Source organism: Halomonas icarae (genome assembly GCF_009901955.1).
Taxonomy (GTDB): Bacteria; Pseudomonadota; Gammaproteobacteria; order Pseudomonadales; family Halomonadaceae; genus Halomonas; species Halomonas icarae.
The window spans coordinates 137478-155003 of sequence record NZ_WUTS01000001.1; the positions used below are offsets into that span (position 1 = coordinate 137478).

At 64.7% G+C, this 17526-nt stretch carries 10 protein-coding genes, 11 tRNA genes and 2 riboswitches; of the genes, 14 read left to right on the forward strand and 7 right to left on the reverse strand.

The features are described 5' to 3' along the window. Positions 1-114: 114 nt before the first annotated feature. The 4 genes from GRB80_RS00670 to betI all read right to left on the reverse strand — a co-directional run bounded on the left by GRB80_RS00670 (position 115) and on the right by betI (position 6650). Complete coding sequence (locus GRB80_RS00670) at positions 115-2562, reverse strand: acyl-CoA dehydrogenase (RefSeq protein ID WP_132041395.1); 2448 nt, start codon at positions 2560-2562, stop codon at positions 115-117. A gap of 241 nt (positions 2563-2803) precedes the next feature. Further along, complete coding sequence (gene betA / locus GRB80_RS00675) at positions 2804-4495, reverse strand: choline dehydrogenase (RefSeq protein ID WP_161422193.1); 1692 nt, start codon at positions 4493-4495, stop codon at positions 2804-2806. A gap of 9 nt (positions 4496-4504) precedes the next feature. Next, complete coding sequence (gene betB, locus GRB80_RS00680) at positions 4505-5989, reverse strand: betaine-aldehyde dehydrogenase (RefSeq protein WP_161422194.1); 1485 nt, start codon at positions 5987-5989, stop codon at positions 4505-4507. 10 nt (positions 5990-5999) lie between these two features. After that, positions 6000-6650, reverse strand: a complete 651-nt coding sequence (gene betI / locus GRB80_RS00685) for a transcriptional regulator BetI (RefSeq protein WP_161422195.1) — start codon at positions 6648-6650, stop codon at positions 6000-6002. A gap of 222 nt (positions 6651-6872) precedes the next feature. Between betI and GRB80_RS00690 the strand changes: the two genes are divergently transcribed. The 5 genes from GRB80_RS00690 to GRB80_RS00710 all read left to right on the forward strand — a co-directional run bounded on the left by GRB80_RS00690 (position 6873) and on the right by GRB80_RS00710 (position 8358). Then, positions 6873-7778: a choline ABC transporter substrate-binding protein gene (locus GRB80_RS00690; protein WP_237562012.1), complete on the forward strand. Its 906-nt coding sequence runs from the start codon at positions 6873-6875 to the stop codon at positions 7776-7778. An 87-nt stretch (positions 7779-7865) separates the two neighbouring features. Then, positions 7866-7942: transfer RNA gene (locus GRB80_RS00695), tRNA-Met, on the forward strand. Positions 7943-8074: 132 nt separating this feature from the next. Further along, positions 8075-8150: transfer RNA gene (locus GRB80_RS00700), tRNA-Asn, on the forward strand. Positions 8151-8178: 28 nt separating this feature from the next. Continuing rightward, positions 8179-8254: transfer RNA gene (locus GRB80_RS00705), tRNA-Asn, on the forward strand. 28 nt (positions 8255-8282) lie between these two features. Beyond that, positions 8283-8358, forward strand: a tRNA-Asn gene (locus GRB80_RS00710). Positions 8359-8698: 340 nt separating this feature from the next. On the opposite strand, the gene GRB80_RS00715 is transcribed toward GRB80_RS00710, so the two are convergent. After that, entirely contained in the window at positions 8699-10774 is a 2076-nt protein-coding gene (locus GRB80_RS00715) for a carboxy terminal-processing peptidase (protein ID WP_132041398.1), read from the reverse strand. Between the two features lie 141 nt (positions 10775-10915). Here GRB80_RS00715 and GRB80_RS00720 point away from each other — a divergent pair, with 141 nt between their 5' ends. After that, positions 10916-12217, forward strand: coding sequence for a M18 family aminopeptidase (locus GRB80_RS00720; RefSeq protein ID WP_161422196.1), 1302 nt, complete (start codon positions 10916-10918; stop codon positions 12215-12217). 44 nt (positions 12218-12261) lie between these two features. On the opposite strand, the gene GRB80_RS00725 is transcribed toward GRB80_RS00720, so the two are convergent. Further along, a tRNA-Met gene (locus GRB80_RS00725) sits at positions 12262-12338 on the reverse strand. A 126-nt stretch (positions 12339-12464) separates the two neighbouring features. On the opposite strand from GRB80_RS00725, the gene GRB80_RS00730 reads away from it, so the two are divergent. From GRB80_RS00730 to GRB80_RS00765, 8 genes are all read left to right on the forward strand, one after another. Beyond that, positions 12465-12540: transfer RNA gene (locus GRB80_RS00730), tRNA-Glu, on the forward strand. A gap of 24 nt (positions 12541-12564) precedes the next feature. Then, a tRNA-Gly gene (locus GRB80_RS00735) sits at positions 12565-12639 on the forward strand. A gap of 111 nt (positions 12640-12750) precedes the next feature. Then, positions 12751-12826: transfer RNA gene (locus GRB80_RS00740), tRNA-Glu, on the forward strand. Positions 12827-12886: 60 nt separating this feature from the next. After that, positions 12887-12961 (forward strand) — tRNA-Gly (locus GRB80_RS00745). A 97-nt stretch (positions 12962-13058) separates the two neighbouring features. Continuing rightward, positions 13059-13134: transfer RNA gene (locus GRB80_RS00750), tRNA-Glu, on the forward strand. A 38-nt stretch (positions 13135-13172) separates the two neighbouring features. Then, a tRNA-Gly gene (locus GRB80_RS00755) sits at positions 13173-13247 on the forward strand. A 278-nt stretch (positions 13248-13525) separates the two neighbouring features. Next, positions 13526-13619: riboswitch (TPP riboswitch) on the forward strand. A 33-nt stretch (positions 13620-13652) separates the two neighbouring features. Then, entirely contained in the window at positions 13653-14444 is a 792-nt protein-coding gene (locus GRB80_RS00760; RefSeq protein WP_161422197.1) for a 3-oxoacyl-ACP reductase, read from the forward strand. After that, the gene (locus GRB80_RS00765; protein WP_161422198.1) at positions 14444-15754 is read left to right on the forward strand and encodes an LLM class flavin-dependent oxidoreductase; all 1311 of its coding nucleotides are present in this window, start codon (positions 14444-14446) and stop codon (positions 15752-15754) included. Before GRB80_RS00760 ends, GRB80_RS00765 begins: the two co-directional genes overlap by 1 nt. A 90-nt stretch (positions 15755-15844) precedes the next feature. On the opposite strand, the gene GRB80_RS00770 is transcribed toward GRB80_RS00765, so the two are convergent. Then, entirely contained in the window at positions 15845-17287 is a 1443-nt protein-coding gene (locus GRB80_RS00770) for a sodium:solute symporter family transporter (protein WP_161422199.1), read from the reverse strand. Positions 17288-17370: 83 nt separating this feature from the next. Beyond that, a riboswitch (TPP riboswitch) is annotated at positions 17371-17491 on the reverse strand. Positions 17492-17526 lie beyond the last annotated feature (35 nt).

The following is a 17526-nucleotide window of genomic DNA, read 5'->3' on the forward strand; positions in this document are numbered from 1 at the left end:
GGCGTGGTACAGGCAGCGGTAGGCGAACAACCAAGGAGAGACGGACCGCTGCCCGAGGCCGAACGAAAATGCCCCGGCATTGGCCGGGGCATGCGACGGAGAGGTAGATGAACGTCAGGACGCGTTATGGCGCAGTACCTTGGACTTGTCGGTCACGAAGGCGTCGTATTCGAAGTCGTCCACGGTCAGCAGCTCCAGTACCCGGGCCTCGCGCTCGCGCATAAAGGCGCCATCCTCCTGTGAAATGATCCCCTGGGCCAGGCCGGCCTCGACCCGCTGCTCCGGATGCAGGGCATCGGCGGCAAGCTCGCCCTTGGCGTAGGCCTTGTTGAGCGTGCGGTAGAGCCCCTCGGCGCGCTCCTGGGTGGCCAGCAGGGCGTTGTAGCGGGCCAGGAAGTTGGCCTCGGGACCATCGTCGCTGCTCCAGGTATTGGCCAGCAGTTTCGTGCGCAGGGCGCTGTCGTGGGAAACCGCCTGGGCGATGCGGCGTGCCAGGTCATCGTGGGGGCGCTTGAAGCGCTTGCCCCGTGGCATCACCACCCGCCGCAGTACACCGGCGAGGGCACGGTTGGGCAGGTTGTCGAACAGCTCATCCAGGGCCTGCTCGGCACGGCCCAACAGTAGCTGACAGCTATAGTGAAGCAGGGCCTCCTCGCCCTCGACCCTGTCACCCTCGTGCCACTGCTTGATCACCATGGAGGCGAGGTAGAGGTTGGAGAGCACATCGCCCAGTCGTGCGGAGAGCATTTCACGCAGCTTGAGGGTTGCACCGAGGCTGGCCATGGCGGCATCGGCGCAGAGTCCGAAGCCGGCCGAGAGTCGGGCGATCTCCTGGGCGTAGCGGGCGGCTTCGCCATCGAAGGGCACCACCGGCTTGCCGATGCCCAGCCCCTGGGTGAAGGCGCGGGCGGCGTTGCCGAAGATCAGGCCGGCATGGCCGAAGAAGGCGCGATCGAAGGCCTGGATATCATCGGCATCCTTGGCGGCCAGCTCCTCGAGGACATAAGGATGGCAGCGGATGGCGCCCTGGCCGAAGATCATCAGGTTGCGGGTCATGATATTGGCGCCCTCCACGGTGATCGCCACCGGGTTGGCGCTATAGCCGATCCCCAGATAGTTGCGCGGGCCCAGGGTCACCGCCTTGCCGCCATGGATATCCATGGCATCGCCGAGGATCACCCGCTGAAACTCGGTGAGCTGGCTCTTGAGGATCGCCGAGGGGACCGCCGGCTTCTCGCCACGATCGATGGTGTTGGCGGTCTGGTAGACCGCGGCCTGGGCGATATAGCCCAGTGCCGTCATGCGGGCCAGCGGCTCCTGAACGCCCTCCATCTCGGCCACTGGCACGTTGAACTGACGACGGATGCGGGCGAAGCCGCCGCTCCAGCCGATGGCGTAACGCGCGGTGCCGGTGGCGCCGGAGGGCAGGGTGATGCAGCGACCCACCGAGAGGCACTCCACCAGCATGCGCCAGCCCTGGCCGATCATCGCCTCGCCGCCGATGATGGTATCCAGGGGCACGAAGACATCCTTGCCGCGGATCGGACCATTCAGGAAGGGGCTGCCGATGGGGTGATGCCGGCGGCCGATCTCCATGCCCTCGGTATCGCGAGGGATCAGTGCCAGGGTGATGCCGCGATCCTCTTCCTCGCCAAGCAGATGGTCCGGGTCGAAGAGGCGGAAGGCCAGGCCCACCACGGTGGCGATGGGTGCCAGGGTGATCCAGCGCTTCTCGAAGTTGAGGCGCAGGCCGATCACCTCCTCGCCATCGATCACCTGCTTGCAGACCACGCCGGTATCGGGCAGCGAGGTCGCATCACTGCCGGCGCGAGGGCCGGTCAGGCCGAAGCAGGGTATCTCACGGCCGTCGGCCAGGCGGGGCAGGTAGTGGTTCTTCTGCTCGTCGGTGCCGTACTTCAGCAGCAGCTCACCCGGCCCCAGGGAGTTGGGCACGCCAACGGTGACCATCAGGGTCTCGTTGATCGACAGCTTCTGCAGCACCAACGACTGGGCCTTGGCCGAGAAGCCGAGGCCGCCGTACTCCTTGGGAATTATCATCCCGAAGTAGCGCTCCTGCTTGAGGTGATCCCACAGCTCCTGGGGCAGGTCGGCCCGCTCCTTGGCGATATCCCAGGCATTGCACATGCCGGCCGCCACCGAGCACTGCTTGTCGAGGAAGGCCTGCTCCTCCTCGCTCAGCCCCTCGTCGGTGTAGTCGAGCAGGGCCTGCCAGTTCGGCTTGCCGGTGAAGAGCTCGCCGTCCCAGGCGACGCTGCCGGCCTCCAGCGCCACGCGCTCGGTCTCGGAGACCCTGGGCGAGACCTTCTTGAACATGGTAAACAGGCGAGGGGTCAACCACTTGCCGCGCAGGGCCGGCAGCCCGGCGGCGGCCACGCCTGCGGCGCCAAGCAGCAGCAGGATGCCGAGCACGGGGGAGGCGACGAGCAGGCTGGTCAGGCCGGTGATGGCGAGTACCGCCAGGGCGGGCAGGGCGCCCGCCTCGCGGCGCATCACCGCCAGCAGGCCGACGATGGCCACGATCAGCAGGATCAGGGTGAGCATAGAGTGACTCCGATGAGGGTAGGCGATGAAAGATCGAACAGACGTTTGAATTCTTCCAGATTAGCGTAGATGTGTGCAACCGGCCAGCGGCACGACTCTTGGCCAGGGCCTTGAAGAGGCGTGAGAGGGACCGTCGCCGGACAAGCTTCGAACGTGGTGGTCATCCGGGAATGTGTTCATCCAAAAAAACGCCCCGCGCTGCAGTTGCAGGGCGGGGCGCAGTGGTGCGGCAGCGGTATCCTCAGTCGAGTCGGCGCTGGGGCTCGCCGCGTGCTGGGGTGTCGCCCGCCACGTAGTAGGGGGCATCGCTGCGCGGCAACGGCTCGCGGCCGCGGATGCGATCGGCGATCTTCTCGGCGAGCATGATGGTCGGCGCATTGAGGTTGCCGGTCGGGATCTGCGGGAAGAGCGAGGCATCCACGACGCGTAGGCCCTCGACCCCATGCACCCGGCCCTGGCCGTCCACCACGGCGTAGTCGCCATCGCCCATGCGGCAGCTGCCGCAGGGGTGGTAGGCGGTCTCGGCATTGGCGCGCACGAAGGCATCCAGCTCGGCATCGCTTTGCACCTCGGGGCCGGGTGAGATCTCGCGGCCACGATAGGCGTCGAAGGCGGGCTGAGCGATGATCTCGCGGGTCAGGCGAATGGCGTCGCGAAACTCCTGCCAGTCCTCCTCCTTCGACATGTAGTTGAACAGGATGCTCGGCGCGGCCTTGGGATCACTGGAAGTCAGGCGGATGCGTCCGCGACTCTTGGAGCGCATGGAGCCCACATGGGCCTGGAAACCATGGGCCTGTACCGCACTCTTGCCGTTGTAGCTGATGGCAATCGGCAGGAAGTGGTACTGCAGGTTGGGCCAGGCCTGCTGGTCATTGCTGCGGATGAAGCCGGCGGCCTCGAACTGGTTGCTGGCGCCGACCCCGCGGCCGAGGAACAGCCACTCGGCGCCGATCTTCGGCTGGTTCCACCACTTCAGGGCCGGGTAGAGAGAGATTGGCTGAGTGCACTCGTACTGGATATACATCTCCAGATGATCCTGGAGATGGGCGCCGACATTGTCGTTGATATGCACCGGGGCAATGCCGAACTCCTCCAGAACATCGGCGGGGCCGACGCCCGAGCGCTGCAGGATCTGTGGCGAGGCGATGGCGCCGCCACACAGCAATACCTCGCGGCGGGCGCGCACCCGCTGTTCCTGGCCACGCCTGCGGTAGCGCACGCCGACCGCACGCTTGCTCTCGAATTCGATGATGTCGGTCATGGCGCGGGTCTCGATGGTCAGGTTCGAGCGTCCCTTGGCCTGGTCAAGATAGCCCCGGGCGGTGGAGGCACGTCGCCCCCTGGGCGTGACGAAGCGGTCCATGGGGCCGAAGCCCTCCTGCTGGTAGCCGTTGACGTCGTCGGTCTCGGGGTAGCCGGCCTGCTTGCCCGCCTCGATAAAGGTGCGATAGAGCGGGTTGTTGTCCGCTTTCGGAGTCGTGACACTCACCGGCCCGTCGCCGCCATGGTAGTCATTGGGGCCGATATCGCGACTCTCGGACTTGCGGAAGTAGGGCAGGCAGTCCGCATAGGTCCAGTCATCGAGTCCCGGCGTCTTGGCCCAATGGTCGTAGTCCAGGGCGTTGCCACGGATATAGCACATGCCATTGATCAGTGATGAGCCTCCCAGACCCTTGCCACGGCCGCACTCCATGCGCCGGCCGTCCATATGGGGCTCGGGGTCGGTCTCGAAGGCCCAGTTGTTGAGCGTGCCCTGGAGAGGGTAGGCCAGGGCCGCCGGCATCTGGGTACGGAAGTCGAGGCGATAGTCGGGCCCGCCGGCCTCGAGCAGCAGCACCGAGACGTCGGCGTCCTCGGTCAGGCGGGTGGCCAGCACATTGCCGGCGGAACCGGCGCCGATGATGACGTAGTCGAATTCGCGGATCTGGGTCATGGGGTCTCCTTAGAACACCGACTCGAAGGGGCCCATCTCCACCTGTACCGACTTGGTCTGGGTGTAGTGAGCCAGGGTCTCGAGGCCGTTCTCGCGGCCCACGCCGGACTGCTTGACGCCGCCCACCGGCATCTCGGCGGGGGAGTCGCCCCAGGTGTTGATCCAGCAGATGCCCGCCTCCAGGCGATGGATCACCCGATGGGCACGGTTAAGGCTCTCGGTGAAGAGACCGGCTGCCAGCCCGTAGTGGGTATCGTTGGCGCGGCGGATGACCTCCTCCTCGTCATCGAAGGTGAGGAGCGCCATCACCGGGCCGAAGATCTCCTCACGCACGAGGCGCATCTCGTCGGTGCAGTCGGTGAATACCGTGGGAGCCGCCCAGGCGCCCCTGGACCACGCGACACCGGCCTGCTCATCCTTGTCCCAGCGCTCCCCGCCGGCCAGCAGGGTGGCACCCTCCTGCTGACCCAGCTCGATATAGGAGAGCACCTTGGCCTGGTGCTCGAAGCTCACCAGCGGGCCGAAGTTGATGCTTGGGTCCAGCGGGTCGCCGGCCTTGATGCGTGCCACCCGTGCCTTGAGCTTCGCCTCGAAGTCGGCCTTCACCGAGCGCTCGACGAAGACCCGGGTACCGTTGGTGCAGACCTGACCGCTGGAGTAGAAGTTGGCCATCATGGCGGCATCGGCGGCGCGGTCGAGGTCGGCATCGGCGAACACGATCAGCGGCGACTTGCCGCCCAGCTCCATGGTCACCTCCTTGAGGGTCGAGCCACCGGCGGCCGCCATCACCTTCTTGCCGGTGCCCACCTCGCCGGTAAAGGAGACCTTGGCGATCTCCGGATGCTCGGTGAGCATGGCGCCCACCCGGCCGTCGCCGTGCACCACATTGAAGACTCCGTCGGGCAGCCCGGCCTCGGTCAGGATCTCGGCCAGCTTCATGGCGGTGAGTGGGGTCACCTCGCTGGGCTTGAAGATCACGGCATTGCCGGCGGCCAGGGCCGGTGCGGCCTTCCAGCAGGCGATCTGGATGGGGTAGTTCCAGGCACCGATGGCGCCGATCACCCCCAGCGGCTCGCGGCGGGTATAGACGAAGGAGTCCTCGCGCAGCGGGATCTGGGTGCCCTCGATGGCGGCGGCCAGGCCGGCGTAGTACTCCAGGGCGTCGGCACCGGTGACGATGTCCACCGCCGCGGTTTCGCTGATTGGCTTGCCGGTATTGCGGGTCTCGAGCTCGGCGAGCTCATCATTCCGATCCCTTAACAGCGCCACGGCGCGCTGCAGGATGCGGCCTCGCTGCATGCCGCTCATCGCCGCCCACTCGCGCTGACCGCGTTTGGCGGCGGCCACGGCGGCATCCACATCGGCGCTGGCGGCCTGCTGCACTCGGGCCAGCAGGCTGCCATCGAAGGGGTTGTGCACCTCGAAGCTGGCGCCTGAGGTGGCATCGGCGGTATGCCCGTCGATATAGAGGGGCAGGGCAGTTGAATCGGTCATGAGTCTCTCCTCAGCGAGCGTCGATGGCGGTGGCAGAGTCGGAAGCGGCAACAGAGCTGGAGGCGGCAACTGAGTCGGAAGCGGCAAGTAGCCTGTCGAGGGTGGCGAGTGCCGCACGGCGGGCGCCTTCGGCATCCAGGCCCTCCGGTGTGAGTGCCCCGCGCAGCCAGAGGCCGTCGATCACCGCCGCCAGGGTGCGCGATGCCAGACGCGCCTCGTCGAGCGGCATCAGACGGCGGAACTGGGCGCACAGGTTCGAGTATAGGCGTCGGTCGTTGACCTGCTGCAGGCGCGCAAGGCGCGGCTTGTGCATGCTGCTGGCCCAGAAGGCCAGCCAGGTCTTGGCCACCGGGTCGGTTACCTGGCTGCGGTCGAAATTGCCCTCGATGATGGCTTCCAGTCGGGCTCGGGGGGTGTCGTTGCGCAGCTTGCGCCGGCAGGCGGCCACGGCCTCGCCCAGGTCACTGAGGATCTGTCGCATGGTGGCCTCGAGCAGGCCATCCTTGCCACCGAAGTAATGGCTGATGATGCCGGCCGATACCCCGGCGTGTCGCGCAATACGCGCCACGGTGGCGTCGGCAAGGCCGACCTCATCGATGGCCGCCATGGTCGCCTTGATCAGCTGCTGGCGGCGGATGGGTTCCATTCCGACCTTGGGCATTCTCGAGCCCTCCCTTGTCCGGATGACTTGCCACCACACCGGTATGTGCGGTTAGGATAGTGCCAGCTTGCCAGTTTTTTATTGAACGTTCAATCAATAAAGGGTTGGCAGACGCCGACTATACTCAAGTCCCTTCACGGAGGTAATTTCATGAACGTATCTCGCATTTCCCGCCGTTCCAGTCGCCATATGAGCCTTGGTCTGGGTGCCGCCGCGCTGGTGATGGGCGCCACCCCGGTGCTTGCTCAGGAATCCGAAAGCTGCGAGACGCTGCACTTCGCCGAAGTGGGCTGGACCGACATTACCGCTACCACCGCTCTGGCCACCGAGGTGTTCGAGGCGCTGGACTATGAGACCCGTATCGACACCGTTTCCGTGCCCATCGCCTATCAGGGCATGAAGAATGGTGACTTCGATATCTTCCTGGGCAACTGGATGCCCTCCATGGCATCGATCAGCAACCCCTATGTCGAGGAGGGTAGCGTCGACCGTCTGCGTGCTAACCTCGAAGGCGCCAAGTACACCCTGGCGGTGCCGCAGTATGTGTACGATGCCGGCGTCACCTCGCTGGCCGACCTGGACCAGCATGCCGACAAGTTCGACAGCAGCATCCATGGCATCGAGGCCGGCAACGACGGCAATCAGATGATCCAGCAGATGATCGATGACGACGCCTTTGGTCTGGGTGACTGGCAACTTATCGATTCCAGCGAGGCGGGCATGCTCTCCGAGTTGGGCGCCCGGGTGCCGGACGAGAACTGGATGGTGTTCCTGGGCTGGGAGCCGCACCCGATGAACACCAACTTCGATATGGCCTACCTGGAGGGAGCCGACGATTACTTCGGTCCCGACCTGGGAGGGGCCACGATCTATACCAACACTCGTGATGGTCTCGTCGAGGAGTGTGGCAATGTGGCGACCCTGCTGGACAATCTCGTGTTCACCCTCGAGATGGAGAGCCAGCTGATGGGGGAGATCATGGAGGAGGGCAAGGACCCCCGTGACGCCGCCCGTGACTATCTGCAGGCCAATCCGGAAGTGCTCGACGCCTGGCTCGAGGGTGTCGAGACCCGCGACGGCGAGGACGGCCTGGCCGCCGTTCGCGAAGCGCTCGAGATCGAGTCCTGAAATGTCGCCGCTGGACTTGCCAAACGGCGAGTCCATGTGCATAATACGTCTCCATTGCGCGGCCGAGGTCGCGCAATCTAGTGGAAAGGCTACGTAGCTCAGCTGGTTAGAGCACATCACTCATAATGATGGGGTCCCCTGTTCGAATCAGGGCGTAGCCACCAGGACATTTCAGCGCCCGCCCGACATTCGTCGTGCGGGCGCTGTGCGTTAGAACGGGTTGCCACAGGAATCCTCGCGGAGGTCCTTGACCTTGCTGGGGGAATCCGTATACTACGCACCGTGTTCGACGCCGTTCCCCGATAGCTCAGTTGGTAGAGCAAATGACTGTTAATCATTGGGTCGCAGGTTCGAGTCCTGCTCGGGGAGCCAACACGGCAACACAGCGATGCGACACGATTCCTCGATAGCTCAGTTGGTAGAGCAAGTGACTGTTAATCACTGGGTCGCAGGTTCGAGTCCTGCTCGAGGAGCCAATCGCTCGGCATCGTCACCTCAGGTTATTCCCGGATAGCTCAGTTGGTAGAGCAAGTGACTGTTAATCACTGGGTCGCAGGTTCGAGTCCTGCTCCGGGAGCCATCTCGTCTCTCCAGCGTCATCCTCTCCAGCGTCACCCTTTTCAATTTCGCCCTCTCTAGCTTCACCCTCTCTAGCTTCACCCTCTCTAGCTTCACCCTCTCTGGCTTCGTTTTCTCTAGCTTTACCTCATTTCTGCGTACGGTAATGATCACCGGGTTTTATACCGGTGCTTCTGCATGTCTATAAGTCTCTGTGCCAGTTTCTGGGTGAGTTACTGAGTGAGTGTTGCGTGTCTGCCCGACGCTGGGGCTGTCACGGCGGGTCGCATGCACGGTGGGTCGCATGCAATGAAAGAGGCCGTCGCCCCGAGGCGACGGCCTCTTTCATGGTGGGGAAAGGCTCACTCTCGGTGGGCGAAGCGGTAGTTGTTCTCGAGCTGGGAATGGTCGAGCAGGATGTGCGCGGCCTCCAGCACTTGAACCTGCTCCACCGGCTCTTCCTCTTCCTTTTCCTGGTCGCTGTCGTCCTCTTCGCCGCGGGCGTCGATCCACTCCTCCAGGGGCTCCAGGCCGAGTGCCTCGCGACGCTGATTCTCCAGGGCGAGCTGCTCGGCCTCGAGTGCCTCGGTCTCTGCCTGGCGGAGTTCGCGGTTGAGGCTGACGCTGGTCGTCTCCTCGCGCATCCGGCGGTTCAGTTCGGCCTGCTGCTCGAGGTAGACGAAGTTGGGGTGGGTGTCGGCGCGCTCGCGATGGCGGGCCCGCAGCGTCTCCAGGAAGCGCCATGGCTCGCCGTACTCCCGGTACTGCACCGAGCGGACGGTATCCCAGTCCAGGGCGTTGTCGAGGCTGCTCTCGCCGATCAGTTCGGGGTCGACCAGGCTCGGGAAGATGATATCCGGCTCCACGCCACGGTGCTGGGTGCTCTCGCCGGAGATGCGATAGAACTTGGCACGGGTCAGCTTGATCTCGCCATGACTGAGCTCATTGAGGGTCTGTACCGTGCCCTTGCCGAAGGTGGGGGTACCGACGACCAGGCCACGCCCGTAGTCCTGGATGGCGCCGGCGAAGATCTCCGAGGCGGAGGCCGATAGCCGGTTGACCAGCACCGTCAGGGGCCCATCGTAGACGGCACCGGTCTCGGTATCGCCGTAGAGACTGATGCGTCCGCGTGCATCCCGTACCTGAACGGTCGGGCCGCGATCGATAAATAGCCCGATCAGGGAGTTGGCCTCCTGCAGGGCGCCGCCACCATTGTTGCGCAGATCGAGGACGATACCTTCGACGCCCTGGTTCTGCAGTGTCTCGATCTCCTTGGCCACGTCGCGGGTGGTGCTGCGATAGTTATCTTCGCCAGCCTGCCAGGCATCGAAGTCGACATAGAAGGTAGGCACGGTGATCACGCCAACGCGATGCACGCCATCATCACGCTCAAGCTCCAGCACTTCGCTCTGGGCCGCCTGGTCCTCGAGCTTCACGGTATCCCGGGTGATCCGGACTTCCCTGGAGCGTGTCATGTCCACCGCCTGGGCGGGTACCACGTCGAGGCGCACCACCGAGCCCTTGGGGCCGCGGATCAGCTCCACCACCGAGTCGAGGCGCATGCCCACTACGTTGACCATGTCACCATCTTCCTGGCCGACTCCCACGATGCGGTCGGCGGGCTCAAGCACACCGGCGCGCTCCGCCGGGCCGCCGGGCACCAGGCTTGCGACCTTGACGTATTCGCCGTCGGCCTGGAGCAGTGCGCCGATGCCCTCCAGCGAGAGGCGCATCTGGATATCGAAGGACTCACCCTGGCGGGGGGAGAGGTAGCCGGTGTGGGGGTCGATGCTGCCGGTGACCGCGGCCATCAGCAGGCCGAAGATATCCTCCTCGTTGGTCTGCCGCAGGCGATTGAGCTGGCCCTCATAGCGCTGGCGAAGGTTGCTCTCAACCTGTTCGTCGTCCTGGCCACTGATTACCAGGGTCAGGGCGGCGTTCTTGAGGCGGCGCGTCCACAGTTCATCCAGAGCCTGGGTACTCTCCGCCCAGGGGACATCCTCGCGGTCCAGCTCCAGGCGCTGATCTCCTTCATAGGTAAAGTCGAGGCCCTGGTCGAGGTGCTCGAGTAGCCACTCGAAGCGTGCTTCGGCGCGCTCATGGTAGCGCTGATAGAGTGCGAAGAAGGGGGCCAGCTCGCCATCGAGCAGGGCATCATCGAGCTGCTTCTCCAGTGGTAGAAATTCAGCCACATCCTGCTCGGTCAGGAAGGCGCGCTGACTGTCGAGCACATCGAGATAGCGCTCGAAGGCTCGGCGTGACCAGTTGTCATCCAGGCTGATGTCGGCGTAGTGACCATAACGCAGCGCTTCGGCCATCTCGGTGGCAGCCCGGCGTTGGTCGTCGGTGGGTTCTGGCTGTGCCAGGGCGACGCCAGTGGCCAGCAGCAGCGCTGCCAACAAGGCCATGGTTCGTCCCATATGGGCAAGCGGGCTCATCAATGAAGCACTCCCGGTTTGATGTACACTCAATTCCCTTGACCGTAATCCGGCTCGCGAGTTGCGCGGGGCGGTCGTCCATTGTAGCAGCTTACCCGCTGTGCCCATCATCTACACTTTTGCCCAACCCTAGAGGAACCCATGCTCTCTCAGGATGAACTGCTTACGCGGCTTCTCGACTTCCTGCACCGCTCGCCGTCCCCCTGGCATGCTACTGCCAATATGGCGGCCCGCCTCGAATCCGCCGGTTTCCGCCGCCTGGACGAGCGCGACGCCTGGTCGTTGACGCCGGGCGATCGGGTCTATGTGACGCGCAACGACTCCTCCATTATCGCCCTGCAGTTGCCGGAGACGCGGCTCGAGGCGCTGCGCATGATCGGTGCCCATACCGATAGCCCCGGGTTGCGGCTCAAGCCCAATGCCGCCCAGACCGCAGCCGGCTGGCTGCAGCTCGGCGTCGAGGTCTATGGGGGAGCCCTGTTGGCGCCCTGGTTCGACCGCGAACTGGGGCTCGCCGGCCGGGTGCATGTCCGCCACCCCGATGGCCGTCTCGAGGGGCGCCTGCTGCATGTCGACCGCCCAGTGGCGATCATTCCCAGTCTGGCCATCCATCTCGATCGCGAGGCCAACAGCGGTCGTGCGCTGAACGCCCAGACCCAGATGGCGCCGGTGCTGCTGCAGGGCGGTGAGGAGGGCGACCTGCCGCGGCTGCTCAAGGAGTGGATCGCAGAGCAGCATGCCATCGAGGCGTTCGAGCTGCTCGACTTCGAGCTGGGCTTTCATGACATGCAGCCGCCTGCGCGGGTGGGGGGCAAGGGCGAGCTGATTGCCAGCGCTCGGCTCGACAACCTGCTCTCCTGCTTTATCGGCCTGGAGGCGCTGCTGGCCAGTGACGGCAAGCAGGGTGTCGTGCTGGTAGCCAACGACCATGAGGAGGTCGGCAGCGCCAGCGCCTGTGGCGCCCAGGGGCCTTTTCTGGGAGATGTGCTGCGCCGGGTTCACGAGCGGCTCGGCGACGGCAGCGAGGAGGGCTTCATTCGGCTGATCCAGGCTTCGCGGATGATCTCCTGCGACAACGCGCATGCTCTGCATCCCAATTTCCAGGACAAGCACGATGCGGCCCATGGTCCCGCACTCAACGGCGGACCGGTGATCAAGGTCAATGCCAGTCAGCGCTACGCCACCAACAGTGCGACGGCGGCTCTGTTTCGCGACCTCTGTCGCGAGGCCGAGGTGCCCGTGCAGAGCTTCGTGACGCGTGCCGACATGGGGTGTGGCAGCACCATCGGGCCGATCACCGCCACCGAGCTCGGTGTGCCGGCTCTCGATGTGGGGGTGCCGCAGTGGGCCATGCACTCGATCCGTGAGACCGCGGGAAGCGAAGATGTGGCCTATCTGACTCGGGTGCTGGCTGCCTTCTGCAACCGCCCCGAGCTGGCTTGAGCACACAAAAAACCCGGCGCCGATGGCGCCGGGTTGTGTGATTCTGGTGGCTACGCCCTGACTCGAACAGGGGACCCCATCATTATGAGTGATGTGCTCTAACCAACTGAGCTACGTAGCCAGCGGCGCGTACTCTATCCAGCGTTGCCCCCTCTGTCAACTACCTGATATGGAAGGCATGCCAAGGCTTGACACTTGGCCGTGTGGCCTATAATATGCGCGCCATCTCGACGAGACGAGACATTGCGTCCCATTCGTCTAGTGGTCCAGGACACCGCCCTTTCACGGCGGGAACAGGGGTTCGAACCCCCTATGGGACGCCACTCGAATCGTCAGATAACCGGAATGCGGGAATAGCTCAGTGGTAGAGCATCGCCTTGCCAAGGCGAGGGTCGGGAGTTCGAATCTCCTTTCCCGCTCCAACGGTGCGGTAAGAGAGCCAAGGCTCGGGTCAGGATCTGGTACGCCAGCCCGGCTGACGGCAGCCCCGTCGAATCTCTTTCCCGCTCCATCTTCTGAAAAGAAGATACAGCGTCCCATTCGTCTAGTGGTCCAGGACACCGCCCTTTCACGGCGGGAACAGGGGTTCGAACCCCCTATGGGACGCCACTTCTTCGACTCACAACAGTGAGTCGTCGAGGTAGTAGTAGAACGAGAAGTGCGAGACAGGCGGGAATAGCTCAGTGGTAGAGCATCGCCTTGCCAAGGCGAGGGTCGGGAGTTCGAATCTCCTTTCCCGCTCCAATGTTGCGGTAAGAGAGCCAAGGCTCGGGTCAGGATCTGGTACGCCAGCCCGGTCGAATCTCCTTTCCCGCTCCATCTTCTGAAAGGAAGATATAGCGTCCCATTCGTCTAGTGGTCCAGGACACCGCCCTTTCACGGCGGGAACAGGGGTTCGAACCCCCTATGGGACGCCAACTCGCTCTCGTTGCACCGACAGTAGTACCGATATGATGCGGGAATAGCTCAGTGGTAGAGCATCGCCTTGCCAAGGCGAGGGTCGGGAGTTCGAATCTCCTTTCCCGCTCCAATCGGTTTCATGCTACTGGCCAAGGCTCGCGTCAGGAGCTGGAACGCCAGTCCGATCGAATCTCCTTTCCCGCTCCAATCGGTTTCCCCTCCCCCCCCCTGAATTCTGATTATAAGCTTCTGAGCATTAGCTAAGGCGCCAGCCTGGCTGATGATGCTTGTCGTTTTTCGTATTTCACTCCAGAAGACTCCCTTGTTTCCCCGGTCAGGCCAGGGCTCACTGCATGAGCCGGAATGCCGGCCCGGCTGTTGCTGTCCGTCCGAATGCGCTATGGTGCCCCACTAGACACGGGGTGCGGTCGTGGCCGCTGAGAAAATACCCGTCGAACCTGATCCAGTTCACACTGGCGAAGGGATGTCGGCCGGCTCCAGCGCGGCGCCCTTTGCCGCGTACCAAGGAGTCGTCATGGCCGTTTCCTCTCTCTCCATCGACCAGCAGGCCATCGACCAGCAGGTCGTGCTTGTCACCGGCGGTGCTCGTGGGCTCGGCGCTCATCTGACCCGAGCCTTTCTCGGTCAGGGCGCCCGGGTGGTGGTGAACTATTTCCAGAGTCGCGATGCCGCCGAGGCACTGGTGAAGGAGGCGCCACAGCGGTTACTGGCCGTCCAGGCCGACGTGCGTGACGCCGAGGCGATCGAGTCGCTGTTCGAGCAGGCTCGTGAGCATTTCGGCACGCCGATTACCACCGTGGTCAATAATGCCCTGCCCGCGTTCTCCTTTAACGGCGACGCGCGTCCCGACGCCGATGCCCTGGACTGGTCGCAGCTTCAGCAGCAGCTTGAGGGTGTCAACCGGGGAGCGCTGAACACCATCCAGGCGGCGCTGGCCGGCATGCGCGAGCAGGGAGGTGGGCGCATCGTCAATATCGGCACCAATCTGTTCCAGAACCCCGTCGTGCCGTACCACGACTATACCGCCGGCAAGGCCGCGCTGCTCTCGCTGACCCGCACGCTCGCCAACGACCTGGGGCCCGACAACATCACCGTGAACATGATCTCCGGTGGGTTGCTGCGCACGACCGATGCGTCCAGTGCGACCCCGGAGGCGGTCTTCGACCTGATCGCGCAGAACACCCCCCTGCGGCGTGTGACCACCCCGGAGGAGTTTGCCGACGCGGCGCTGTTCTTCGCCTCACCCTGGTCCAGGGCGGTCACCGGTCAGAATCTGATCGTCGACGGTGGACTGGTGAAAGGGTGATGAAGGCACGCAATCCCGGCGAGAAGCTGCACCTCAATCTGTTCGTGATGGGCAATGGCCACCATCGCGCGGCATGGCGCCATCCCGACTCCTGCGCCGAGCGCCTTGGCGATATCGCCTACTATGAATCCCTGGCCCGCATCGCCGAGCGCGGCAAGCTGGATGCGCTGTTCTTCGCCGACGGCATGAGTGTCGGTAGCGTGGAAGATGGCTTCCACTGGCACCTCGAGCCGCTGACCGCACTCTCCGCCATGAGCCGTGCCACTCGGCGGATCGGGCTGATCAGCACGATCTCGAGCACCTTCTACACGCCCTTCCACGCCGCCAGGCTGGTGGGCTCGCTGGATCATATCTCCGGCGGACGAGTGGGCTGGAATGTGGTGACCTCGATGTTCGACAGCGAGGCACGCAACCACGGCTATGCGGCCATGCCACCGCATGCCGAGCGCTATGCGCGTGCCGAGGAGTTTGTGCAGACGGTATTGGCGCTGTGGGACAGCTGGTCCGACGACGCCATCGAGCGCGATCGTCAGGGCCGCTATGCCGATCCCGACAAGGTGCGCCAGATTGACCACCACGGTGAGCACTTCCTGGTCGATGGGCCCCTCAACCTGCCGCGGCCTCCCCAGGGCAACCCGGTACTGGTGCAGGCGGGTGCTTCTTCCCAGGGGCGCGATCTGGCGGCGCGCTACGCCGAGGCGATCTATGCGGTCGCCTACGACCTGGAGGCCGCCCAGGCCTATTATCGGGATATCAAGTCGCGGGTGGCGGCGGCCGGGCGCACCGCGCCGGTGCCGATCCTGCCGGGGCTCGTCACCTATGTGGGCTCTACCATGGAGGAGGCTCGTGCCAAGCAGCGGGAGCTGGACGACTGTCTGCCGGTGGAGGCCTCGCTGCGCCAGCTGGGACTGTTCATCGAGCAGGACTGCAGTGGCTGGGATCTGGATGCACCAGTTCCATCACTACCGCCGCTGGCCGAATTTCGTGGTCCCCAGGGGCGCTATGCCACCATTCTGCGCATCGTCGAGACCGAGCAGCCCACCCTGCGCGAGCTGCTGGGGCGGCTCGCCGCGGGCGGCGGCCACTGCACCATGATCGGTACCCCGGAGAGCATTGCCGATGAGATGGAGCGCTGGTTCCACGGCCGCGGGGCGGACGGCTTCAACCTGATGCCGCCGTCGCTACCCTCCGGGATCGAGGACTTCGTGGATCAGGTGGTGCCGGAGCTTCAGCGTCGCGGACTCTTCCGGGAAGAGTACGAAGCGGCGACGCTGCGGGGGCATTTCGGCCTCGAGAGGCCGGCGGGCTGAAGCTCCTGGTGATCCGTTCACGGTAGCGGTTCCCCACAATAAACAACGCCCCCTTTCGAGGGGCGTTGTGCGTTCTGGTGCGAAAGGCGCTTACCCCTCGAAGCGTCGGGTGCCGGCGCTCAGTGCCGCAAAGTCGAAGCGTTGCTTCGCCGGCAGCAGCGCCAGGAGTGCCAGGCCCGCCACGACCGGCACGAAGGTGGCGAGCAGGAAGGACTCCATCAGGGTGTTCAAGGCGTCGCCCGGAACCGGGAAGAGGGTGAGTCCGGCGACCAGGCCGCTGAGCGTGGCCAGTACCGCGGCGCGGCCGTCGAAGCGGCGATTGAACAGCCCGAAGAATACCGGGAAGGCCGCCGCGCAGCAGAGCAGGTCGGCCAGCAGGAACAGGTAGAGCACGCTGTAGCCCTGGGCGGCCACGAAGGTCACCGGCAGCGCCAGCAGCAGGATCAGCCAGCGCGACAGCCGCATCAGCCGCTGGCCGCTGGCGTCAGGCAGCAGCCGTCCGCCATCCACGGCGATCATGCTCGAGGCGGCGCTGATGGTGGTGTCGGCGCTGCTCATGACCAGCGCCAGGCCCAGGAAGATCAGGCCCACGGCGAACCAGCCGGGAATATCGGCGAGCAGCACGCTGAACAGCGCGACCGAGCCGTCACCGGGCAGACCCAGCCCCACGAACGCCAGGCCAAACAGCCCCATCACGAAGATCATCGGGGCGCTCAACAGGCCGCCGAGCAGAAAGCCAAGGCCCACGGCGCGGTTGCTCTGCGCCGCGTAGACCCGCTGCCAGTTGCCTTGATAGAAGAGTCCGGTCAGCATCACGGCCAGGAAGAAGGTAAGGCCGGCCTTGAGCCCCCCCAGGTCGGTGATATCCAGCAGTTGCGGCGCCGCCGACTCGAGTCCGGCGAGGGTGGGGCCGACGCCGCCGGCGGCCTGCCAGCCGACGATCAGCAGCACGGCGAGCAGCGGCATGATCACGATCATTTGCACCTTGTCGGTAAAGATCGAGGCACGCAGTCCGCCATACAGGGTGTAGAGCAGGGTGGCCGCCATTACCACCGAGCTGGTCGCCCACAGCGGGACCGGCGCCAGCAGCGCGACCATCTTGGCGATGGCGGTGATTCCCGCGGCCAGGGAGATGAACAGGTAGAACAGCATGATGACCAGGGTGAAGGCGTACATGGGGCGCCCGTAGCGGCTCATCACGAACTCGGTCAGCGAGTGGCCGCCCGGCGAGAGCTCGCGCAGGCGCCGCCCCAGGGGAATCATCACCAGCCGGGGCGCCAGCGAGCCCAGCGCATAGCCGGCAATGGCACCCAGGCCGCCCCAGGTGGCCGCCTGGGCGGGGCCGAACAGGATCCAGGTGCCCAGCGTCGAGGCCATCAGGGTCAGCACCGTGGCGGTGGCCCCCTGGCTGTTGCGGGCGATGATGAAGTCCTCGAGGCTCTCGTTGTGGCGGCGTGCATAGAGCAGGCCCGGCACGGCGAACAGCACGGAGAAGACGATGAGCCACCAGAAGGCGTGGGCGGTCGACAGCATGACGTACTCCCTAGCGTGGATAGGCCCGGTACGATGCCGAGCGTCGCTACGAGAGGACGCAGTTGCGTTGGGTGAGAAGCATGGCCAGATGGCACTTCCTTCCCTTCGCCGGCATTATCCGGATCAGGTTCGAAGGGTCACCGGGCGTGTCATCTGCGCACGCTGCCGGAATCTCAGTCCACAAGGACTCCCCCAGGAATGCGACCCAGCTTAGGGGGCCGGTGTCACGGGGTCAACAT

Coding starts and splice junctions, on each gene's coding strand:
- GRB80_RS00670 (WP_132041395.1), bottom strand. CDS start 2,562: ATGCTCACCCTGATCCTGCTGATCGTGGCCATCGTCGGCCTGCTGGCG.
- betA (WP_161422193.1), bottom strand. CDS start 4,495: ATGACCCAGATCCGCGAATTCGACTACGTCATCATCGGCGCCGGTTCC.
- betB (WP_161422194.1), bottom strand. CDS start 5,989: ATGACCGATTCAACTGCCCTGCCCCTCTATATCGACGGGCATACCGCC.
- betI (WP_161422195.1), bottom strand. CDS start 6,650: ATGCCCAAGGTCGGAATGGAACCCATCCGCCGCCAGCAGCTGATCAAG.
- GRB80_RS00690 (WP_237562012.1), top strand. CDS start 6,873: ATGGGCGCCACCCCGGTGCTTGCTCAGGAATCCGAAAGCTGCGAGACG.
- GRB80_RS00715 (WP_132041398.1), bottom strand. CDS start 10,774: ATGAGCCCGCTTGCCCATATGGGACGAACCATGGCCTTGTTGGCAGCG.
- GRB80_RS00720 (WP_161422196.1), top strand. CDS start 10,916: ATGCTCTCTCAGGATGAACTGCTTACGCGGCTTCTCGACTTCCTGCAC.
- GRB80_RS00760 (WP_161422197.1), top strand. CDS start 13,653: ATGGCCGTTTCCTCTCTCTCCATCGACCAGCAGGCCATCGACCAGCAG.
- GRB80_RS00765 (WP_161422198.1), top strand. CDS start 14,444: ATGAAGGCACGCAATCCCGGCGAGAAGCTGCACCTCAATCTGTTCGTG.
- GRB80_RS00770 (WP_161422199.1), bottom strand. CDS start 17,287: ATGCTGTCGACCGCCCACGCCTTCTGGTGGCTCATCGTCTTCTCCGTG.